The following is a 20265-nucleotide window of genomic DNA, read 5'->3' on the forward strand; positions in this document are numbered from 1 at the left end:
GGCTTCTCATGGCGCTAACCGAGCTTCCTCAGATAATGGAAGTCGCTCGCGTCATCGCCGGTGAACGCCCCGTGCAGCTCGTCGATAATGTCGGCGGTAGAAGTCATCTGCTGGTACATGTCGGCGCTTGTGACCCAGACGTTGCCGTTCTTCACGGCTTTGAACTGCGACAATAGCGCGTTTTTGCCTACGAAGTCGTTCAAGGTGGCAACCGATTCGTCGATGGTGCCGTTGTAGACGATGATGTCGGCATCCTTCGCTGTCGCGTAGAAGCGCTCCATTTCGAGCGTTACTGACGAACCTGACGTCGACGCCGTCTGCGCGTCATCGAGCGCGTAGCTGCCGCCTGCAAGCTCGATCATCTGCGCCACGTAGTCGCCCGCCCGCCGCGTGACGGCGGCCCCGTTCGAGTTAATGTAGAAATACGCCACGGTTTTACCTGACGACGCGAGCCCCGACGTTTGCTCGACGCGGGCCTTCTGCTCGTTGAACAGGTGCGTGGCCTCGTCTTCCTTGTCGAACAGGACGCCGAAAAGCTTAATCCACTCGACGCGCCCGAGTGCTTTGGGCTCGCTCGACGACTGTTCGGTGAGCACGACGAGCCCGAGCTTCTGCAGCTTTTCCTTCACATCGGGCGTGTGGTTGATCATGGTGTTCTCGATGGCGAGCGTGCAGCCCGAGGCCGATATTCGCTCGTAGTCGGGCGCGCTGTACTTGCCGCCGTAGGCGATCGCCCCACTTCCGAGCGCGCTTTTGAAGCCCGCGACCGAGCAATCGTCGGCTTTCGTGCCCGACATTAAGATATTGTCGTTCGCATCGAGCGCGTCGACCAGGCACATCGTCGCCGACGACACGAGGTACACCTTGTCGGCGGGGCGCCTTATGACCGCGATGTCGGAGCTTAACCCATCAGGTACCTTCGCATCTTGCGGCACCACGAGGAAGCGCTCCCCGTTCGAAACGCAGATAAGCCGCAGGCCGCCTTCGAACTCGTCGACAGTGAAGTGCTCGGCGTATTCAAGCTGAAGCGCTCCCGTCGGCTCCCAGCCGCAGCCCAAATCGGCGTTGTGGAAGTCGGCCGCGGCGCTTGAAGCCGTTCCCGCAGGGGAGCCGCCGCTTGCATCGTCGCCCGATTTCTCCTTCATGGTGGATGAGTCGAAGTGGAGCGTGTAGTCGATGGTGTGCGGCGTCGACATGGCGACGGTCTCGGCCGACACGGCGATGTCCTCGTCGAGCGTGACGGGTATCTCGAACGTGGAGTTGCCGCCGTCGTTTACGGGCGCGTAGTCCACGCCGTCGACGGTCATCTTGTCGTAGTTCGAACTCGACCAGGTGATGGTCGCGGTGTAGGTGTCGCCATCCTTCACAATTGTGGTGGGTGAGGCGATGCTTGCGCGCCCTGACCCGCCGGAAAGTGAGACGCTCACCGTGTATTCCTGAGAGCCCGCCGTGCCACCGGTCGCGTTCGGGCTCGCACTGCACCCCGCGAAGGGAAGCGCGAGCAGGGCGACGAGAACGCAGGCGATCGCGCGCGCCGCGATGCTGTGGAGCTTCCTGTTTTCCCCCTTGGGAAGAATCGACCGCATGGCGTTACTTCAGTGCGTCGGCGCGCAGATCGACGCCGGCGGATTCGAACACAAGTGTGCGGTCGTACCACTGCTCTTTTCTAATACTCCACGCGGCACAGGCGGTGTCCTCGTCGAGCGCATCAACGGGCACGTCGTAGGTGTACTTGCCTTCCGCGTTTTCCACATAGGGGATGAAGTCGGCCTCGCTCGCGGCGGCAGCCTCGTCGCCCGTGCCCATGAAGAGCTTGCCGTAGCCCGTGCCGGAAAGCGTCATCACGCAGTGCATGGAGCCGTTTTCCACGATGAGCTGGGCGTCCACGATCCTGAACATGTTCGAGCTGGAATCTACGGTGATTGGATAGGTGCCGTCGGCCACCTTGTCGGCGGTGATGGGGGCAGCGCTTGCGCCCGCGGGCGCATCGGCCGCCTGTTCGGTCTTTTCCTGGGAATCGGCATCGCTTGCCTTTGCGCTGTCGATTGAATTTCCGGCGCAGCCGGCGAGCGAGAATGCGCAAAGCGCCGCCGACAGGGCGAAGACGAGGGTTTTCTTCAACATGGAGGGGGTTCCTTTCAATCGCTTCGACCGCCCGTGCCGTGCGGTGGGCGGTCGGGATGCGAATGCAACGGGCATGCGTCGTCAGTCGGGGAAAGGCGCATGCCCGTTGCACGGGGACGCGACCGGCGCCCCCGTGCGCGGCGAGTTTACAGCTTGGCGATGGCGTCGTCCACGTGCGAGACGTAGATGTCGTCGACCGCGACGTTCTGTCCCAGACCCTGGAGCAGGCACGTCACTTCGAAGCCGGCGGCCACGAACTTCGCAGCCCAGCTGTCGGGGTCGGTCTCGTCTGCCATGTCGTTGTTCGCGTGGTCGCCCGCGACCACCATGAACGGCGCGAGCACGGCCTTCTTGTAGCCTGCGGCGCTCGCGGCGGCGATAACATCCTCGCAGGTCGGTTCAGCCTCGACGGTGCCGACGAAGAACTGCGTCAAACCCTCGTTCTTGAACACTTCCTGCATCTTGGCATAGTCGGCGTTGGAATCGGCTTCGGTGCCGTGGCCCATGAGGCACAGCGCCGTCTCGCCGTCGTCGAAGGACGCCATGTTCTCCTTAATGGCTGCGGCCACCTTTTTGTAGTCGTCGTCGGAGGTGAGCAGCGGGTCGCCGAGCGAGATCTTGTCGAACTTGTCGGCGTACTTGTCGAGCTCGTCTTTCACGTCGGCGTATTCCAGGCCAGCCATGAGATGCGTCGGCTGCACGACGATTTCCTTCACGCCGTCTTCCACGCAGCGGTCAAGCGCCTCGGTCATGTTGTCGATCGTGATGCCGTCGCGCTTCTTCAGCTTGTCGATGATGATCTGCGCGGTGAAGGCGCGGCGGATGTCGTAGTCCTGCCAGTACTTCTCGCGGATAGCGTCTTCGATGGCGCCGATGGTGATGTGGCGCGAGTCGTTGTAGCTCGTGCCGAAGCTCGTGACGAGGATGACCGGCTTCGCGGCCTTCTCCTTTTCACTAGATTTCTCGGAACTCGCGGAGGTGTTGGAGCAGCCCGCGAGCGCGACTCCGGCGAGCGCGACGGCTCCGGTTGCTGCGGCGCCCATGAAGCCGCGGCGTGACATCTGGTCGGACATGGTTTTTCCTTTCCTCGGTTTGCCGGTCCCCCGGCGACAGTTGCTTGTCGGCACAAGCGAAAGAAAAGCGCACCCCTCGGGGTTCACAAGGAGCTAACGCCACGGCGATGCCGTGAGGAAAAGGCGAAGCAGTCTGGCTTGGGGCGCGAGGCGGTTCGCCCGCGCGTCCTATACAGTAATGTCCCTTGCCCAGGATTCCCACCTGGTTCCCTCCGCAAGCCAGCGCGGGCTGTGCAAGCGCCGCGCCGGTCATTTCCTTTTATCCGATTGTCATATGCTCGTTGCCGAAACTTTTACTATGATAGTAGGCACTTGTGAACGTGTCAAAGCCAGCGCGGGCGGCATTGCGCCTCCTGCCTGCGTATTTGCGCCGATTGCTGCCGCAGGCGCCGTGTTTTGCCCGCTGCGCGAATGGCGGCGTAAACGGTTGCGATGAGAAACGGGAAGGGAAGGCTCGGATGATTCATATCGTTGGCGCAGGTTCGGGCGCCGCCGACCTTATCACGCTGCGCGGGGCGCGTCTTCTACGCGCGGCCGACGTGGTCGTTTGGGCGGGGAGCCTTGTGAACCCCGAGCTGCTCGCCGAGTGCAAGGAATCCTGCGTCGTCTACGACAGCGCGCACATGACCTTGGAGGAAGTGCTCGACGTGATGTGCGCGGCGGATGCGCGGGGCGAGGAAGTGGTGCGCCTGCACACGGGCGACCCGTGCCTGTACGGCGCCATCCAGGAGCAGATGGACGCGCTCGACGCGCGCGGCGTGGTCTACGAGGTGGTGCCCGGCGTGTCGAGCTTTTGCGGTGCCGCGGCGGCGCTTCGCCAGGAATACACGCTGCCGGGAATCAGCCAGTCGGTCGTGATCACGCGGCTTTCCGGGCGCACCCCCATGCCCGCGGGCGAGGGCATGCGCACCATGGCGGAAAGCGGCTCGACTATGGTCATCTTCCTGAGCTCGGGTATGCTCGCCGAGCTTTCCGCCGAGCTTTTGGCCGCGGGCCGCAGCTCCGACGAGCCGGCGGCGCTCGTGTACAAGGCGACCTGGCCTGAGGAGCGCGTGGTGCGATGCACAGTGGGCACGCTCGCTGATGCGGGCGCGCGAGAGGGCATCGACCGCACGGCGCTCGTGGTGGTGGGCCGCGTGCTCGGAGTTCGCGGTGGGCTTGCGCACAACGGCGCGCAAGCGGAGTCGTACGAGCGCAGCAAGCTTTACGACCCTTCGTTTGCCACGGGGTATCGGAAGGCGAGCAGCTAGCGTGGCCTTCGAGCACTACATATATACCGGGACGACCCGCCTGCGCTGCGGCTACACCACGGGGAGTTGCGCCGCGCTTGCGGCGAAGGCGGCCTGCGAGATGCTTTTGTCACGAAAGCCCGTCGGCCGCGTGTCGATCGTCACCCCCGGCGGGCTGCCCGTCGAGGCGAACGTGGTCGACGCATGTATCGGCGAGGGGTGCGCCCAGTGCGCCGTGCGAAAGGACGCAGGCGACGATGCAGATGTGACCGACGGCGTGCTCGTGTACGCGCGCGTGGAACATGCGGGGTCGGGCACGGGCGCTGCGGGCAGCAAGGGCGTGCCCGCGCGCGAATCGGAAGTTTCCGTCGATGGCGGCGTGGGCGTGGGGCGCGTGACGTTGCCCGGGCTCGAGCAGCCGGTGGGGGCGGCCGCCATCAACGCGACGCCGCGCGCGATGATCACTTCGGCGGTGCGCGAGGTGTGTGCCGCGCACGGCTTTTCTGGAAATATTGCTGTGACGATTTCGGTACCCGAGGGTGTTGCCCTTGCCGAAAAGACCTTCAACCCGCACCTGGGGATAGAGGACGGCATTTCCATCCTGGGCACGACGGGCATCGTCGAGCCGCGCAGCCTTGCTGCCTTGCGCGACAGCATCGAGCTCGAGATCCGGCAGCATGCGGCTATGGGGCGGCGCGGAGTCGTGCTCACGCCCGGCAACTACGGCGGGCAGTTCATCTCGGGGCATTTCCACCTAAACGGTGCGCCGGTGGTCTTCATCTCCAACTTCGTGGGCGATGCGATTGATTGCTGCGTTCGCGAGGGATTTACCAATGTCCTTCTTGTGGGACACATCGGCAAGCTGGTGAAGGTTGCGGGCGGCATCATGGACACCCATTCGCGTACCGCCGACTGCCGCGCGGAGATTCTGGCCGCCCACGCGGCCTTGGCCGGCGCTGGCGCGAAGACCGTGCGCGATATCATGTCGTCGGTCACGACCACGGCGGCGCTTGAGGTAATCGAGGCCGCCGGCGTGGGGGACGCTGCGCGCGCCTCGCTCGCTGTGGCAATCGAGGACAGGTTGCGCCGCCGCGCGGCGGGCGGATGCGACATCGCCGCGGTCGTGTTCGACGCCGAGCGCCGCGAGCTTTTCCGCACGTCGGGCGCCGATGCAGTTATCGGGGAATTGGGGGCGACGTATGAGTAAAGGCGTGCTGTACGGGGTGGGCACGGGGCCTGGCGACCCCGAGCTGCTCACGATCAAGGCCGTCCGCACAATCGAATCGTGTCCGGTCATCGCCGCACCGCAGACGGCGGACGGGGCCATGGTCGCGCTCGACATCGTACGCGGTGCCGTCGACCTTACAGGCAAGACGGTGATCCCCGTGCGATTCTCGATGACGCGCGACGTCGAGCGCCGCGCGGCCGAGCATGCCTCGCTTGTTCGCGAGCTTGTCGCGCACCTGGATGCTGTCCGCGACGTCGCGCTGCTGAACCTGGGGGACCCGAGCATCTACGCCACATTCCAGCGCATAGCGCCCGACGTGCGCGCCCGCGGGTTCGAGGCGCGCGCTATTCCCGGCGTGCCGAGCTTCTGCGCGGTCGCCGCGGCGCTCGAGCGCGACCTCACGCCCGAGATGTCGTCGCCTCTGCACATCGTGCCCGGCGGCTACGACGACGTGCGCCGCGCAATCGGCTGGCCGGGGGCGAAGGTGGTCATGAAGGCGCGCCGCTCGCTTGCGGACACGAAGCGCATCCTTCGCGAGGAGGGCGCCTTCGACGGTGCCGAGCTCGTAGAGGACTGTGGGCTTCCGGGCGAGCGCGTGTACTGCTCGCTCGACGATGTGCCCGATCGGGGCAGCTACTTCTCGACGATGGTGGTGCGCTAGATGAGGGTTTCCTGCATAGCGTTCACTGAGAGGGGGTATGCGTTGGCGGAGCGCACCGCACGCGCGCTTTCCGATTGCGCGCAGACAGGTGAAGATGACCCTGGCTGGGACGTTTCCGTTTCGCGCGGGTTCGGCGAGGGGAAGGCCGACCTGCGCGCATGGACGGCGCTCGCGTGGGAAGCGTCGGACGCGCTTCTGTTCGTGGGCGCGGCGGGCATCGCCGTGCGGGCGATCGCGCCGCATGTCGCCTCGAAGGCAAGCGATTCCGCGGTTGTGGCGATCGACGAGGCGGGGCGCTTTGCCGTCCCGCTTTTGTCGGGGCATTTGGGCGGTGCGAACGAGCTTGCGCAAACTGTGGCACGCGCGGCAGGGGCCATCCCCATCATCACCACGGCGACCGACGTCCGCGGCGTGTGGGCGGTGGATACGTGGGCGCGCTGTGCGGGGCTCGCCGTTTCGAATCCCGAGGCCATCAAGCGAGTGTCGGCGCGGCTGCTTTCGGGCGGGCGCGTGGCGCTCTATTCCGACATGCCGATTTCGGGACAGCCGCCTGAGGGGGTTGACATTGCGTCCGACCGCGCTCGGGCCGATATCGTCGTGTCGCCGTTCGCTGGCGCGAATGCAGGTGCGTCCGTTCGCGCAGCGGAGACGACGGGCGATGTCGTGCCCGCCGGTGAGGCGGGGGAGCCGGCGGGCGTGCGGGCGCAGGCGCCTGCGCCCGAGCCGCTTCGCCTTGTCGTGCCCTGCATCGTTGCGGGCATAGGGTGCCGTCGCGGTGCGTGCGCCGAAGCGATCGGGGAGGCGTTTCTTCTCGCGTGCGGGCAGGCGGGTATCTCGCCTTCGGCCGTGCGCGAGGCGGCGACGATCGACGTGAAGGCGCACGAGGAGGGTCTGCTCGCCTTCTGCCGCGCGCGCAAGATTCCGCTTGCTACGTATTCCGCAGAGGAGTTGTCGCAGGTCGAAGGCAGCGTTTCGCCATCTGATTTCGTGCGTGCGACGGTGGGGGTCGACAATGTGTGCGAGCGCGCGGCGCTCGCGGGCGGGGGCAAACTTATCTTCCCGAAGCTCGCTCACGGCGGCGTGACCGTCGCGTTTTCCAAGGTAACTATCGAACTTTCGTATAAGGAGCGGTGATGGGAAAGCTCTTTGTGGTGGGGATCGGCCCGGGCGGCCCCGACGGCATGACGATTGCGGCTCGGCGCGCGCTCGAGGCGGCCGACATCGTTGTGGGGTACACGAAATACGTGGAGCTCGCGCTCGCCGCCGTGCCCGACGCGGCGCATCTCGCGACGCCGATGATGCACGAGGTCGAACGGTGCCGCCTGGCGCTTTCGCGCGCGCAGAGCGGAGAAGCCGTGGCGCTCGTGTGCAGCGGTGACGCGGGCGTGTACGGCATGGCGAGCCCCGTGCTGGAGCTTGCGGAGGACTACCCCGATGTAGACGTGGAAGTTATCGCCGGGGCCACCGCGGCTCAGAGCGGGTCGGCGGTGCTCGGCGCCCCGCTTGCCCACGACTTCGCGGTCGTGTCGCTCTCCGACCTGCTCACGCCGTGGGAGGTCATCGAGCGCAGGCTCGCTGCCGTGGCGAGCGCCGACTTCTGCATCTGTTTGTACAACCCGCGCAGCAGAAAGCGCGCCGACAGGCTCTCGCGCGCGGCGAAGATTATGCTCGAATGGAAGGCCCCCGACACGCTCTGCGGCTGGGTACGCAACATCGGGCGCGAGGGGCAGCAGTCGGGCATGTGCAGGCTCTCCGAGCTGGGGGAGTTCGACGCCGACATGTTCACCACCGTGTTCGTCGGCAACGCGGACACGAAGCGCGTAGGCGGCCGTATGGTCACGCCGCGCGGGTATCGGGAGATTCCATGCGAAAGGTAACGATCATCGGGGCGGGGCCCGGAAACCCCGACTTGCTCTCGCGAGCGGCGCTCGACGCGATCGACATCGCCGACGTGGTCATCGGCGCTCATCGCGCGCTTGTCGGCATCGACGTGCCGCCCGACGTGGTGAGATGCGAGCTCGTGAAGACGGCGGACATCGTCGCCGCGCTCACTGATGCGGCGTCGTGGCAGCGCGCCGTGGTCGTGATGACGGGCGATGTGGGGCTGTTCAGCGGCGCGCGCCGCCTGGTGGAGGCGCTCTCCGGCGACGCGCGGGTGGACGTGCGCGTCATTCCCGGCATAAGCTCAGCGTCGTATCTCGCCGCGCGCCTCGCGCGTCCATGGCAGGATTGGCGCTTCGCGAGCGCTCACGGCGTGGCGTGCGACATCGTGGCCGAGGCCGAGCGCGCAGGTGAGCTCTTCCTCGCCACTTCGGGCGGGGAAGACCCCTCGCGGCTTTCGGGCGAGCTTGTGCAGGCGGGCTTCGCGGACGCGCGCGTGACGGTGGCCGAGCGCCTGTCGTACCCCGACGAGCGCATCACCTGCGCGACCGCAAGTGAAATCGCAGGTCAGACGTTCGACGACTTGAACGTGATGCTTATCGAGTTCGCAGGCTGCGCCGGGTCGCCTGCGGGCTCTAGCGCAGCCTCCGAGGCGCCGGCCGGCGCGTCTGCGCCCGCGGCGGCTTCTTTCGCGGCGGACTCTGCGGGCGCATCCCGCGCCGCGAGCTCCCGCTGGCCGTACGCTTCCTCGGGCATTCCCGACGAGCTCTTCATCCGCGGCGACGTTCCCATGACCAAGCAGGAGGTGCGCGCCGTCGCGCTCGCGAAGCTGCGCCTTACCGCGACCGACACCGTGTGGGATGTCGGCGCCGGCACGGGGAGCGTGTCGATCGAGGCGGCGCTCGTCGCGCGAGCGGGGTCGGTATGGGCGGTCGAGCGCAACGCGGCCGGCGTGCGGCTCATCCGAGAGAACGCGGATGCATTCGGGTGCGGCAACGTGCATGCGGTCCCCGGTGTTGCCCCCGAAGCGCTCGCGAAACTGCCCGTCCCCGACGCCGTGTTCGTCGGCGGGAGCGCGGGCGAGCTTCCCTCCATCGTGGAGGCGGCGCTCGAGAAGAACTCGCAGGTTCGCCTGTGCGTCCCATGCGTAACCGTTGAGACGCTCACCGAGGCGTGCGCGCTCCTCTCGGGTTCGCGCTTTAAGGGGTTCGAGGCCTGCCAGGTGTCGGCCGCCCGCGCCGAGGCTGTAGGCTCGCACCATCTTATGAAGGCACAAAACCCCGTGTTCCTCGTCAGCGCGCGTGGTACGGGCGCGGATGCCGAGGAGCTTGCCGATGTCGGGGCGCTTGTTGAGTCGCCTGTCGGGGAGGACCCCTCTACCGAGGGGAAACCATCCGTTGAGGTGGTCTCGCTTGCTAACTGCAACGCCGCAGGCGGGGAAGGCGGTGCCCGGTGAGCACGTCCATCCCGCGCTTCATGGTCGCTGCGCCCTCGAGCGGGAGCGGCAAGACGGTCGTCACGTGCGCGCTCCTGCGCGCGCTCGCGCGTCGCGGCCTTGCATGCGCGGCCTTCAAATGTGGCCCCGACTACATTGACCCGCTCTTTCACCGCCGCGTCGTGGGTGCGCGCTCGGGCAACTTAGACGGCTTCTTCGCTGACGCCCCGACGCTGCGCGCCCTGCTCGCACGCGGCGCCGCGGGTGCGGATGTCGCGGTGCTCGAGGGGGTCATGGGCTTCTACGACGGCATGGCGCCCGGCGTGGCCGAAGCGAGCAGCTACCAGGTTGCGCGCGACACGGAAACGCCGGTCGTTTTAGTGGTGAACGGGCGCGGGGCGTCTTTATCGCTCGCCGCCGTAATCCGCGGCATCGCCGAGTTCCTGCCTTGTGCGAACGTGCGCGGCGTCGTGCTGAACAGGACGAGCGCCGCTGCCTGCGCCTACGCGGCGCCTGCGATCGAGAAGCACACGGGCGTCGCGGTTTTGGGGAATATCCCCGCCGACGAGACGTTCTCGCTCGAAAGCCGGCATCTGGGGCTTGTGACCGCCGACGAGGTCGAGCAGCTCTCCGCGCGCATCGACAAGATGGCCGAGTTGGTGGAAAAGAGCGTCGACGTCGACCGCTTGCTCGAAATAGCTGCGACGGCCCCCGATATCCGCGAGGAACCTTACCGGTTGGAGCCGATCGCGGGAGCGCGGCCCATCGTCGGCGTCGCGCGTGACGAGGCGTTCTCGTTCTACTACGAGGAGAACCTGCACGCGCTCGAGGACCTTGGTTGCGAGCTGGCCTTTTTCAGCCCCCTGTGTGATAGCGAGTTGCCCCGGGGGACAAGCGCCCTCTATCTGGGGGGCGGCTACCCGGAGCTCCATGCGCGGCAGCTCTCCGAGAACGCGCCGATGCGCGAGGCGGTGCGGCGCGCGGTGGAATCCGGCATGCCGACGGTCGCCGAATGCGGTGGGTTTCTGTACCTGCAGCGCGAAATCGCCGATAGCGAGGGGCGGCGCTGGCCTGTTGCGGGCGCCCTTGAGGGCGCAAGCGAGAACGGGGGAAGGCTGTCCCATTTCGGGTACGTGGAGCTCACTTCCCAACGCGACGGGCTCTACGGGCCGCGCGGCACACGCATCCGCGCGCACGAGTTCCACTACTGGCAGTCCACCTGCCCGGGCGGCGACTTTTGGGCGCAGAAGCCCCGGCGCGACAAGGGCTGGCCGTGCATGTCGACCACCCCGTCCCTGGTTGCGGGCTTCCCGCATGTGTACTATCCTGCGAACCCCGACGTTGCGCGCGCGTTCGCGTCTGCCGCGGCGTCGTTTGCAGAGAGGAGACGGCATGGCTGAAGCAACCGAAACCGCGCTTGCCTGCATCCGCGAGGAAGTCGAGCGCGCGTTCTCGTCGGCGCCGGGCGCCGTGCTCGAAGCCACGCTCTCCCGGATCGAGCCCGCAGACGAGTGCGCCCGCGCCGCCGCGTACGCCGCGTGGGACTCCATCGCGCACCCCTTGGGGGGATTGGGCGACTTTGAAGACGCCGTCGCGTGTATCGCCGCAGCTCAGGGGAGCGCCGAGGTGGCCGAGTTTCCCCGTGCGCTCGCGGTATTCTTCTCCGACAACGGGGTTGTTGCCGAAGGCGTGTCGCAAAGCGGGCAAGACGTGACGCGAGCCGTCGCGCGTAACATGTGCGAGGGGGCCACGAGCGCCTGCCGCATGGCGGCGTTCGCGGGTGCCGAGGTCGTGCCCGTCGACGTGGGTATGGCCCGGGGCATAGAAGACGCGCGCATGGTGCGCGCGAACGTGCGGCGGGGGAGCGGCAACATCGCGCACGGCTCCGCTATGTCTCGAGATGGGGCCGTGCGCGCGATCGAGGTCGGAATCGCCGTCGCGTGCGGGCTTGCCCGCGCCGGCGTGCGCCTTCTCGCCGCGGGCGAGATGGGCATCGGCAACACGACCACCTCGGCGGCGGTGGCCGCAGTGCTCATCCGGGCGGACGCGCGGAGCCTCGTCGGGCGCGGCGCGGGGCTCTCGGACGCCTCGCTCGCGCGCAAGCGCGACGTGGTCGAGCGCGCTATCGACGCGAACTTGCCCGATCCCGCCGACCCGATCGACGTGCTCTCGAAGGTGGGCGGCTTCGACATCGCGGCGATTTGCGGCTTCTACCTGGGGGCCGCGGCCTCGAAGGCGCCGGCGCTCCTCGACGGGGTCATATCCTGCACGGCGGCTCTGTGCGCGGCGCGCCTGTGCCCCAACGCCTTGGGCTACCTCGTGGGCACCCACGCATCAAGTGAACCCGCAAGCCGGGAGCTCCTTCGCGAGCTCGGCATAAAGGCACCCCTCGACGCAGGCATGCACTTGGGCGAGGGCGCGGGCGCCATGGCGTATCTGCCCCTTCTGGATTCGGCGCTGCGCGTGTACCGGGATGGGAAGACGTTCACGGCGACTGGCATGGCTGCTTACGAGCATTTCGAGGCCGGGAAATGACGGTGACGCTCGTCATCGGCGCCGCCACGAGCGGCAAGAGCGCCTACGCCGAGTCCCTGTGCCTCGGGCACGACGGCCCCCGCGTGTACCTGGCAACGATGGAGCCCTTCGGGGAAGAGGGCGCCCGCCGCATCGCGCGCCATCGGGCGCTGCGCGAGGGCAAGGGGTTTTCCACCCTCGAGCGCACGCGTGACGTGGGCGCCGCAGTGCCCGGGCTTCCGCGCGGCTGCACGCTTCTTTTGGAGGACGTGGGCAACCTGGTTGCGAACGAGCTTTTCGCGGAAGGCGGCTTGTCCCCACGTGACCCCGACGCTGCGGCGCGCGAGGTACTCGGAGGCATCGAACGGCTCGCTCAAGCCGCTGCGTATACGGTGGTGGTCACCGTCGACGTGTTCGCCGATGGGATGCGCTACGATGAGGGGACCGAGGCATGGAGGCGCGCGCTCGCGCGCGTGAACGCGGGCGTGGCGGCGCTGGCCGACCGCGCAGTCGAAGTGGTATGCGGGATTCCCGTGTGGATGAAAGGTGAAGGACCTACAAGGTGAAGATAGCAGAGGCAATCGGCGCGGCGTTCGGAACGTTCTCGCGCATCCCCGTCCCGAAATCGGCCTGGACCGATTTCGGGTCAACCCATGCGCTTGCCGCGTTTCCCCTGGTGGGCCTTGCGGAAGGGTTCCTCATGACGGCGTGGGGACACGTTGCGAACCTGCTCGGCGTGCCCGCGACCATCGTCGCGGCCGTGCTCGTGGCGCTGCCTGTGGCGGTGACGGGAGGCATCCACCTAGACGGGCTCTGCGACACCTCCGATGCGCTTGCAAGTTGGGCCCCGCGCGAGCGAAAACTCGAGATCATGCACGACCCGCGGGCGGGCGCCTTCGGGGTCATCGGTGTTGTTGTGTACCTTATTCTGCAGTTTTCCCTGTTCACCGCGCTGCCGCTTACGGCGGGGGCGTTCCTCGCACTTCTGTGCTCGCTCGTGTTCTCCCGCTCGCTTTCGGGGCTCGCCGTTGAATGCTGGCCTGCCGCGCGTGCGGACGGCATGGCCGCGGGGCTCTCGCCTGCTAAGAAGCGCGCGGCGATCGTCGTGCCGCTTTGCGCTTTCGCTGCGGCTTCGGCTGCAGGGATGGTCGCGTGCGCTCAGGCCGTCGGCGCCCTTATGGCGGTGGCGGGGCTTTTGGCGCTCGCGTGGTACCGCCATGTTGCCCTGTCCCGCTTCGGCGGGGTGACGGGGGATTTGGCCGGATGGTTTCTGCAATGGGCCGAGCTCGCGATGCTTGCCATGCTGGTGGCGGGGGGCATGCTCCTATGATGCACGTGGTAGGTGGCGCGCATTCCGGGAAGAGGACCTTCGTGCGCGAAAAGCTCGGGTTCGCGGCGGACGATTTCGTCGACGCGGCGCAGTTTGCGGAGGGCGGCGTGCCCGCGGCTTTTGCCGGCCGTGTCGCTTACTGTGCTGAGGAACTCGTACGCGCGCTCGACGCTGACCGGGCGCTCGAGCGGCTGATCGGCTTCGACGTAGTGATTCTGTCCTTGGTCGGCTCGGGGGTCGTCCCTATGCGTGCGGAAGACGCCCAATGGCGCGAGCGCGCGGGGCGCCTGGGATGCGCGCTCGCTGCGCGCGCCGACGTCGTCGTGCGCATGACGTGCGGGATTCCCCAGGTCATCAAGGGAAACCTTGATGATGCGCCTCGAGGGACGCAGGGCGCGGGCGCGCCTTTGGAAGTCGTCTTCGTGCGCCATGGTGCCACGGCGGGCACGGAAGACCATCGCTACAGCGGGGCGGGCACCGACGAGCCCCTGTCGAGCGCGGGCGAGCGCGCTTTGCGCGACCTCGCATGCTATCGTGACGTGTTCCGTGTTATCACGAGCGGCATGGCCCGCACCGACCAGACGGCGCGCATCCTCTTCCCGAACGCGGAGCTTATGGCGTGCCCCGGTCTGCGCGAGATGGATTTCGGCGACTTCGAGGGACGAAGCGCCGCCGAGCTTAAAGAGGATGCGCGCTACCGCGCCTGGGTAGACTCCTGGTGCGAGACGCGCTGCCCGCATGGCGAGGGCAAGAGCGATTTCACCCGCCGCGTCGTCGCGGCGTTTCGGGAGGCGTGCAAATCGGAGCGTGCCCAGGGGAGTGGGCGCGCCGTCTTCGTCGTTCACGCGGGTACCGTGAAAGCGCTGCTCTCCGAGTTAGCTGTCCCGAAAATTGGATACTTCGACGTGCATACCGAGCCGGGCGGCGCATGGGCCGCCACCTGGGATGGGCGCTGCCTTCGCGACGTTCGCCCCGCTTCGGGGGGCGATGCCCGGTGATGACGATTCTTGCCGTCGCCGCCGGGTTCGCGGCCGACCTTGCCTTCGGCGACCCGCGCTGGCTTCCCCATCCCGTCGTCGCCATGGGGCGCGCGATCACGTGGGCCGAAGGCCGCCTGCGGGGCGCATTCCCGCAAACGTCCGCGGGCACGCGCGCCGCAGGTCTTGTGCTCGCCGTGGCGCTTCCGCTTGCGTGTGGGCTTTTGACCTGGGGCATCCTGCATCTTTGCGGCATGGTTCACTCCGGCTTGCGCTTCGTTGCCGAGGCATGGGCGAGCTATCAGATTCTCGCGACATGCGAGCTGCGCCGCCAGAGCCTGGCCGTGGCCCGCGCGTTCTCGAAGGGCGGCCTTGTCGCGGCGCGCGAAGCCGTCGGGCTCATCGTGGGACGCGACACGTCTGTTCTCGACGAGCACGGCGTCGCGCGTGCCGCCGTGGAAACGGTGGCGGAGAACGCGAGCGACGGCGTCATCGCGCCGCTTTTCTACCTTTTGATCGGGGGTGCGCCCTTGGGCATGGCGTACAAGGCGGTGAATACGCTCGACAGCATGGTGGGCTACAAAAACGAGCGCTACATCGACTTCGGCTGCGCCTCGGCGCGCCTCGACGATGCGGCGAACTGGATTCCCGCGCGCTTATCGGCCCTGCTCATGATCGCCGTGTGCCCGATCGTCGGGCTCGACGCGCGCGGGGCGGCGCGCATCTGGCGCCGCGACAGGCGTCGCCATGCGAGCCCGAACGCGGCGCAGACCGAGTCAGCGTGCGCGGGCGCGCTCGGGCTGCGCCTGGCAGGACCCGCGGTGTATTTCGGCAAGCTCGTTGAGAAACCGACGATAGGAGACGCGTCCCGCGAAATCGAGTGGGGCGACATCGCCCGGGCGACAAGGCTCATGCTCGCTGCGTCCGTATGCGCGCTCGTCGTCTTCGGCGCCGCGCGCGCGGCGGTCGTGCTCGCCGTGGGGGCGATGGCATGAGGGAAGACCACGCCGCGCCCCGGGCTGCCGGGGGAATCCTGCGCGCCCGTACGCATGGGGGCAGCGCGCAATCGCTCGGCATCGCTTGCGAAGGGGGCGCCTCCGACCTCATTGACTTTTCGGTGAACGTGAATCCGGCAGGCCCCTCGCCGCGCGCCGTCGCCGCAGCTTGCAAGGCGCTTTCTCGAATCGACGCCTACCCCGATAGGGAAAGCCTCGCCCTCGTTCGCGCGCTAGCGCGCGACCAGGGCATTCCCGAAGATACTATCGTCTGCGGCGCGGGCGCGTCCGACATCATCTGGCGGCTCGCCGCGGCGGTGCGCCCGAAACGCATCGTCGTGTGCGCGCCGACGTTCTCTGAATATGCGGAGGCGGCATCGTACTACGGCGCATGCGTGCAGGAGTTCCCGCTCTCCGAAGCGGACGACTTCGACGTGCCCGCCTCCTTCGCCCGCGCGATCGAGGGGCCGGGAGACGTGGCGTACCTCTGCAATCCGAACAACCCGACGGGGCGCCTCGTCGACCCCAGCGTGATCGAGGCCGCGGCTTGCCGCTGCGAGCAGGTGGGCGCGCTGCTCGTCGTGGACGAGTGCTTCCTCGGATTTGCGCCCGACGCCCGCGAAAGGAGCGTGGCCGCACGCGCCGCGTGTTCGCGCCATGTGGCCGTGCTCTCCGCGTTCACCAAGCTCTACGGAATGGCGGGGTTGCGGTTGGGATATCTGATCAGCGGAAACGCCCAACTCATCGAGGGGATTCGCCGGGCGGGGCAGGCGTGGCCTGTCTCCTCGGTCGCCGAGGCCGCGGGCATCGCCGCCCTGGAAGACGTTGAATACGTCTCGCGCTCGCGCGATGTATTGGCGGGCGAGCGAGCGTGGCTTTCCCATGAGCTCTCCTCGCTCGGGCTTTCCGTCGTGCCATCGGATGCGAACTTCCTTTTAGTCCGCACGCCGGCGAAAGACATCCCCGAACGCCTGTATAAACAGGGGGTTTTGGTCCGCACGTGCGACTCGTTTTCGGTACTGTCCCGTTTCTGGTGCCGCGTCGCGGTGCGCACGCGCAAGGAGAATGCCCGGCTTGCGATGGCGTTCAGCCGCGTGCTTCGGGCGGAAGGTGCATCGGGCGAAGGCGAACCCAACGAATGGGGCGGCGTTTCTTGCAGCGGCGCTATGGCGGGCGCGGATGGCCGAGGCTCGGCGAAGGAGGTCGATACCCGTGGGTAGGGCGAAGCCCATCATGATCCAGGGCACCATGTCGAACGCGGGGAAGAGCCTGCTTGCGGCGGGACTGTGCCGTGTGCTTTCGCAGGACGGCCTGCGCGTGACTCCCTTCAAGAGCCAGAACATGGCGCTCAACAGCGGTGTCACGGCCGACGGGCTCGAGATGGGGCGCGCCCAGATCATGCAGGCCGAGGCATGCGGCATCGCGCCCGACGTACGCATGAACCCCATCCTTCTCAAGCCTGAAAGCGACCACCGAAGCCAGCTCATCGTGGCCGGCAAGGCGCAGGGAGCCTTCGCTGCGAGGGACTACTTCGCGCGAAAGAAGGCGCTCATGCCGCAGATTTTGGAGGCGTTCGATTCGCTCGCGGAGGAAAACGACGTCATCGTCATCGAGGGCGCCGGCAGCCCCGCCGAAATCAACCTTTCCGAAAACGACATCGTCAACATGGGGCTCGCGCGCGCCGTGTCCTCCCCCGTGCTGCTCGCGGGCGACATTGACCCAGGCGGGGTGTTTGCCCAGCTCTACGGCACGGTCGCGCTCTTTGCGCCCGAGGATCGCGCGCTTTTGCGGGGGCTTGTGGTGAACAAGTTCCGCGGCGATGTGGAAATCCTGCGCCCGGGTTTGGCCCCGCTCGAGAAGATGTGCGGGGTTCCCGTCGTGGGGGTCGTGCCGTATCTTACGCTTGACCTGGACGACGAGGACTCGCTCGCGCCGCGCCTATCTGCCCGCGAGGCGCGCGGCGTCATCGATGTCGCCGTCGTGCGCCTTCCGCATCTGTCGAACTTCACCGACTTCGACCCGCTTTCGCGCGTGCCCGGCATGGGCGTGCGCTACGTTTCCTCGACGACCGATCTGGGCCGACCCGACCTGGTGGTGCTTCCCGGCTCGAAGTCCACGCTCGACGACGCGCGCTGGCTTGCGGCTAGCGGCATCGGAGCCTGTGTCCGCGCGCTTTCGGGCGCGGGCACACCGGTGCTCGGCATATGCGGAGGCTACCAGCTTTTGGGAGACGAGCTTTCCGACCCGCACGGCAGGGAAGGCGCTGGCACCGCGCGCGGGCTCGGGCTCATCCCTGCAAGTACGGTGTTCAAGGAGGAAAAGCGCCTCGCCCAGTCGGAGCTGCGCATCACGGGCGCCCAAGGCGCGTTTTCGGTGTGGAACGGCATGACGGCGCGCGGGTACGAGATTCACGACGGAGAAACGACCGTCTCCTGCGCTCCTGCGGGCACGATTGGCGGCAAACCAGAAGGCGCGGCCTGCGGAAACGTGTTCGGAACCTATCTCCACGGCCTGTTCGACGAACCGGGGGTGGCGCTCGCCCTCGCGCGCTCGCTCGCGCGCATGCGCGGCCTGCCCGAGAGCGTCGTGGGTGCTGCGGGCGCAGCGTCCGCGGCCGATCACCGTGCGCGCGAATTCGACCGCCTGGCCGACGTCGTGCGCGGGGCGCTCGACATGGAGTATATCTACCGCATTATCGAGGAGGGCGTATGATCCACGTGTATCATGGCGACGGCAAAGGCAAGACCACGGCGGCGATGGGCCTCGCCCTTCGCATGCTCGCCGCAGGTCGCCACGTCGTCGTCGTGCAGTTCCTGAAAGACGGCGAAAGCGGGGAGGCGCGCCTGCTCGCCGAGCATTTCGGCGTGCCCGTGTTCGCGGGGAAGGTGTCGGACAAGTTTACCTGGTCAATGACGTCGGAAGAACTTGCCGCGACGTGCGAGCTGCACGATGGGAACCTCGCTTTCGCGCTCGCCGAGCTCGAGGGCGCTCAGGAGGGGCTGCTCGTGCTCGACGAGGCGCTCGACGCGCTATCGAAGGGGCTTGTCGACGAGGCGCTCGTGGACCGCGCGCTCGATATGTCCGCGCGCGGCGTCGAAGTAGCGCTCACCGGGCGCGCGCCTTCCCGCAAGATCGTGGAGAAGGCCGACTACATAACCGAGATGCGGTGCAAGAAACATCCCTACGAGCAGGGGATATGTGCAAGGGAAGGAGTGGAGTACTAGATGGATTCCAAGGAGATGGCGCCCGGCGACATCGAGCGGCGCAGCTTCGAGATCATCACCGAAGAGCTCGGCGGCCGCACGTTCCCGCCGCTCGAAGAGCCCGTCGTGAAGCGCGTCATCCACACCACTGCCGACTTCTCGTACGCCGATTCCCTCGTGTTTACCCATGACGCCGCGCACTGTGCGCTCGACGCGCTGCGCGCAGGGGCCACGGTGCTCACCGACACGAACATGGCGCTCGCAGGCATAAGCAAGCCCGCGCTCGCGAAGCTCGGCTGCAAGGCCGTGTGCTTCATGGCCGACCCTGATGTCGCCGCGGCTGCGCGCGCCGCGGGCACGACTCGCGCCGTTGCGAGCATGGACAAAGCTTGCGGCATCGAGGGTCCGCTCATCGTGGCCGTCGGCAACGCTCCCACAGCACTTCTGCGCCTCGCCGAGCTCATGGACGCGGGGAAGATCGCGCCCGCGCTCGTCGTTGGGGTGCCGGTCGGGTTTGTGAACGTGGTCGAGGCGAAAGAGGAGCTACTCGCACGACGCGTGCCAGCCATCGTCGCGAGGGGTCGCAAGGGCGGCTCGACCGTGGCGGCTGCCATTATGAACGCGCTGCTCTACCAGATCACGCGCCCAGGCGGCCCGAAGTGACGGCGCCCGCATCCGCGCCGGCGCTGCGCATCTTCGCCGGCACCACCGAGGGCCGCCTTCTGTGCGAATGGGCGAGCAGGGCGGGCATCCCCGCCCGTGCCTACGCGGCAACCGAGTACGGAGGCGAGCTTTTGGGCGAGCTTCCGGGCATCGAGGTGCATGCGGGCAGGCTCGACGATGCCGACATGGAGCGCGAGCTTTCCGGCGCGTGCATCGTTGTCGACGCCACGCACCCCTTCGCTACGCTCGCAAGCGGCAACATCCGGGCCGCTTCGCTCGCCGTGGGTGCACGATGCCTGCGCCTTGCGCGCCCGGTCGAGGCGCTGCCCAAAGGCGTCGTGCCGGTCGCGTCGATCGCCTGCGCGGCGCGCTTTCTCTCCGAGAACCCGGGTCGCGCGCTTCTCACGACGGGGAGCAAGGAGCTTGCTCCCTACACGAGCGTCGCCGATTTCGCGGAGCGCTTCTTCGTGCGTGTGCTCCCGCTGCCCGGTGCTATAACGAAGTGCATCGACGCGGGGTTTTCGCCGTCGCACGTCATCGGCATGCAGGGGCCCTTCACCCGCGAGCTCAACGAGGCGATGCTTCGGCAGGTGGGCGCCCAGTGGCTTGTGACTAAGGACTCGGGAACCGTAGGCGGCACGGCCGAGAAGCTCGCCGCCGCGCGCGACGTGGGAGCGCGCTGCATCGTGGTCACCCGTCCCGCCGAGGGAAGCGGGGCCCTTTCGCTTCGGGAAGTGGAAGACGTGCTCTTACGGGAGTTCGCGCGCTAGGCGCTTGCCGCGCCTAGCGCGCCCTCCCGCCCGCGAGGAGGAGCGTCCCGAGCAAGCTCGACCCTTACAAGCCCGTCATCCACCAATAGCTCGAGGACGACTCCCGGAACTGGCGCAAACAGCCCTTCAATAAGTTGCGGTGAAATAGTGTCTGTTTTTGCTGCTAGATAGCATTTTCAGTC

Annotated in this window: 20 protein-coding genes; 17 read left to right on the plus strand and 3 right to left on the minus strand. The window is 67.3% G+C overall.

The annotated features are described in order from the left end of the window. Positions 1–14: 14 nt before the first annotated feature. From DXA43_RS02790 to DXA43_RS02800, 3 genes are all read right to left on the minus strand, one after another. On the minus strand, positions 15–1586 hold the full coding sequence (locus DXA43_RS02790) for an ABC transporter substrate-binding protein (RefSeq protein WP_118256071.1): 1572 nt from the start codon (positions 1584–1586) through the stop codon (positions 15–17). A gap of 4 nt (positions 1587–1590) precedes the next feature. After that, positions 1591–2124 carry a hypothetical protein gene (locus DXA43_RS02795; RefSeq protein ID WP_117716075.1) on the minus strand — a complete coding sequence of 178 codons (534 nt, stop codon included), beginning with the start codon at positions 2122–2124 and terminating at the stop codon, positions 1591–1593. 146 nt (positions 2125–2270) lie between these two features. Further along, entirely contained in the window at positions 2271–3197 is a 927-nt protein-coding gene (locus DXA43_RS02800; RefSeq protein ID WP_117583469.1) for a sirohydrochlorin cobaltochelatase, read from the minus strand. A 458-nt stretch (positions 3198–3655) separates the two neighbouring features. On the opposite strand from DXA43_RS02800, the gene cobM reads away from it, so the two are divergent. The 17 genes from cobM to cobK are packed head-to-tail and all read left to right on the plus strand — an operon-like array spanning position 3656 to position 20083. Further along, positions 3656–4447 carry a precorrin-4 C(11)-methyltransferase gene (gene cobM / locus DXA43_RS02805; RefSeq protein ID WP_117806197.1) on the plus strand — a complete coding sequence of 264 codons (792 nt, stop codon included), beginning with the start codon at positions 3656–3658 and terminating at the stop codon, positions 4445–4447. 1 nt (position 4448) lies between these two features. Further along, the gene (gene cbiD, locus DXA43_RS02810) at positions 4449–5633 is read left to right on the plus strand and encodes a cobalt-precorrin-5B (C(1))-methyltransferase CbiD (protein ID WP_233539999.1); all 1185 of its coding nucleotides are present in this window, start codon (positions 4449–4451) and stop codon (positions 5631–5633) included. Continuing rightward, positions 5626–6315, plus strand: coding sequence for a precorrin-2 C(20)-methyltransferase (cobI, locus tag DXA43_RS02815; protein ID WP_117757225.1), 690 nt, complete (start codon positions 5626–5628; stop codon positions 6313–6315). Before cbiD ends, cobI begins: the two co-directional genes overlap by 8 nt. After that, positions 6316–7449, plus strand: a complete 1134-nt coding sequence (locus DXA43_RS02820; protein WP_117806198.1) for a cobalt-precorrin 5A hydrolase — start codon at positions 6316–6318, stop codon at positions 7447–7449. Further along, positions 7449–8192: a precorrin-3B C(17)-methyltransferase gene (cobJ, locus tag DXA43_RS02825; protein WP_042435525.1), complete on the plus strand. Its 744-nt coding sequence runs from the start codon at positions 7449–7451 to the stop codon at positions 8190–8192. Before DXA43_RS02820 ends, cobJ begins: the two co-directional genes overlap by 1 nt. Continuing rightward, complete coding sequence (gene cbiE / locus DXA43_RS02830; RefSeq protein ID WP_117757222.1) at positions 8180–9652, plus strand: precorrin-6y C5,15-methyltransferase (decarboxylating) subunit CbiE; 1473 nt, start codon at positions 8180–8182, stop codon at positions 9650–9652. The genes cobJ and cbiE overlap by 13 nt, the downstream gene beginning before the upstream one ends. Further along, positions 9649–11031: a cobyrinate a,c-diamide synthase gene (locus DXA43_RS02835; RefSeq protein ID WP_233502537.1), complete on the plus strand. Its 1383-nt coding sequence runs from the start codon at positions 9649–9651 to the stop codon at positions 11029–11031. Before cbiE ends, DXA43_RS02835 begins: the two co-directional genes overlap by 4 nt. Then, positions 11024–12166: a nicotinate-nucleotide--dimethylbenzimidazole phosphoribosyltransferase gene (locus tag DXA43_RS02840; RefSeq protein ID WP_117757221.1), complete on the plus strand. Its 1143-nt coding sequence runs from the start codon at positions 11024–11026 to the stop codon at positions 12164–12166. The genes DXA43_RS02835 and DXA43_RS02840 overlap by 8 nt, the downstream gene beginning before the upstream one ends. Next, positions 12163–12711: a bifunctional adenosylcobinamide kinase/adenosylcobinamide-phosphate guanylyltransferase gene (locus DXA43_RS02845; RefSeq protein WP_117806199.1), complete on the plus strand. Its 549-nt coding sequence runs from the start codon at positions 12163–12165 to the stop codon at positions 12709–12711. Before DXA43_RS02840 ends, DXA43_RS02845 begins: the two co-directional genes overlap by 4 nt. Further along, a complete protein-coding gene (gene cobS / locus DXA43_RS02850; RefSeq protein ID WP_117758118.1) occupies positions 12708–13475 on the plus strand; it encodes an adenosylcobinamide-GDP ribazoletransferase in 768 nt (255 codons plus the stop codon). The genes DXA43_RS02845 and cobS overlap by 4 nt, the downstream gene beginning before the upstream one ends. 41 nt (positions 13476–13516) lie before the next feature. Beyond that, positions 13517–14473, plus strand: coding sequence for a histidine phosphatase family protein (locus tag DXA43_RS02855; RefSeq protein WP_233540000.1), 957 nt, complete (start codon positions 13517–13519; stop codon positions 14471–14473). Beyond that, positions 14473–15447 (plus strand): adenosylcobinamide-phosphate synthase CbiB, encoded by a 975-nt coding sequence (gene cbiB / locus DXA43_RS02860; protein ID WP_117806201.1) that lies wholly within the window; start codon positions 14473–14475, stop codon positions 15445–15447. Before DXA43_RS02855 ends, cbiB begins: the two co-directional genes overlap by 1 nt. After that, a complete protein-coding gene (locus DXA43_RS02865; RefSeq protein WP_158564928.1) occupies positions 15444–16667 on the plus strand; it encodes a histidinol-phosphate transaminase in 1224 nt (407 codons plus the stop codon). The genes cbiB and DXA43_RS02865 overlap by 4 nt, the downstream gene beginning before the upstream one ends. After that, positions 16660–18159, plus strand: coding sequence for a cobyric acid synthase (locus tag DXA43_RS02870; protein ID WP_233540001.1), 1500 nt, complete (start codon positions 16660–16662; stop codon positions 18157–18159). The genes DXA43_RS02865 and DXA43_RS02870 overlap by 8 nt, the downstream gene beginning before the upstream one ends. Further along, positions 18156–18671 carry a cob(I)yrinic acid a,c-diamide adenosyltransferase gene (locus tag DXA43_RS02875; protein ID WP_117806203.1) on the plus strand — a complete coding sequence of 172 codons (516 nt, stop codon included), beginning with the start codon at positions 18156–18158 and terminating at the stop codon, positions 18669–18671. The genes DXA43_RS02870 and DXA43_RS02875 overlap by 4 nt, the downstream gene beginning before the upstream one ends. Further along, entirely contained in the window at positions 18672–19313 is a 642-nt protein-coding gene (locus DXA43_RS02880) for a precorrin-8X methylmutase (RefSeq protein ID WP_117806204.1), read from the plus strand. Continuing rightward, complete coding sequence (cobK, locus tag DXA43_RS02885) at positions 19310–20083, plus strand: precorrin-6A reductase (protein WP_117633800.1); 774 nt, start codon at positions 19310–19312, stop codon at positions 20081–20083. Before DXA43_RS02880 ends, cobK begins: the two co-directional genes overlap by 4 nt. Positions 20084–20265 lie beyond the last annotated feature (182 nt).

This window comes from Collinsella sp. OF02-10, from assembly GCF_003463445.1.
Lineage (GTDB): Bacteria > Actinomycetota > Coriobacteriia > Coriobacteriales > Coriobacteriaceae > Collinsella.

Coding starts and splice junctions, on each gene's coding strand:
- cbiE (WP_117757222.1), top strand. CDS start 8,180: ATGCGAAAGGTAACGATCATCGGGGCGGGGCCCGGAAACCCCGACTTG.
- cbiB (WP_117806201.1), top strand. CDS start 14,473: ATGACGATTCTTGCCGTCGCCGCCGGGTTCGCGGCCGACCTTGCCTTC.
- cobM (WP_117806197.1), top strand. CDS start 3,656: ATGATTCATATCGTTGGCGCAGGTTCGGGCGCCGCCGACCTTATCACG.
- DXA43_RS02790 (WP_118256071.1), bottom strand. CDS start 1,586: ATGCGGTCGATTCTTCCCAAGGGGGAAAACAGGAAGCTCCACAGCATC.
- cobI (WP_117757225.1), top strand. CDS start 5,626: ATGAGTAAAGGCGTGCTGTACGGGGTGGGCACGGGGCCTGGCGACCCC.
- DXA43_RS02875 (WP_117806203.1), top strand. CDS start 18,156: ATGATCCACGTGTATCATGGCGACGGCAAAGGCAAGACCACGGCGGCG.
- DXA43_RS02865 (WP_158564928.1), top strand. CDS start 15,444: ATGAGGGAAGACCACGCCGCGCCCCGGGCTGCCGGGGGAATCCTGCGC.
- cobJ (WP_042435525.1), top strand. CDS start 7,449: ATGGGAAAGCTCTTTGTGGTGGGGATCGGCCCGGGCGGCCCCGACGGC.
- DXA43_RS02820 (WP_117806198.1), top strand. CDS start 6,316: ATGAGGGTTTCCTGCATAGCGTTCACTGAGAGGGGGTATGCGTTGGCG.
- DXA43_RS02840 (WP_117757221.1), top strand. CDS start 11,024: ATGGCTGAAGCAACCGAAACCGCGCTTGCCTGCATCCGCGAGGAAGTC.
- DXA43_RS02795 (WP_117716075.1), bottom strand. CDS start 2,124: ATGTTGAAGAAAACCCTCGTCTTCGCCCTGTCGGCGGCGCTTTGCGCA.
- DXA43_RS02800 (WP_117583469.1), bottom strand. CDS start 3,197: ATGTCCGACCAGATGTCACGCCGCGGCTTCATGGGCGCCGCAGCAACC.
- DXA43_RS02845 (WP_117806199.1), top strand. CDS start 12,163: ATGACGGTGACGCTCGTCATCGGCGCCGCCACGAGCGGCAAGAGCGCC.
- DXA43_RS02880 (WP_117806204.1), top strand. CDS start 18,672: ATGGATTCCAAGGAGATGGCGCCCGGCGACATCGAGCGGCGCAGCTTC.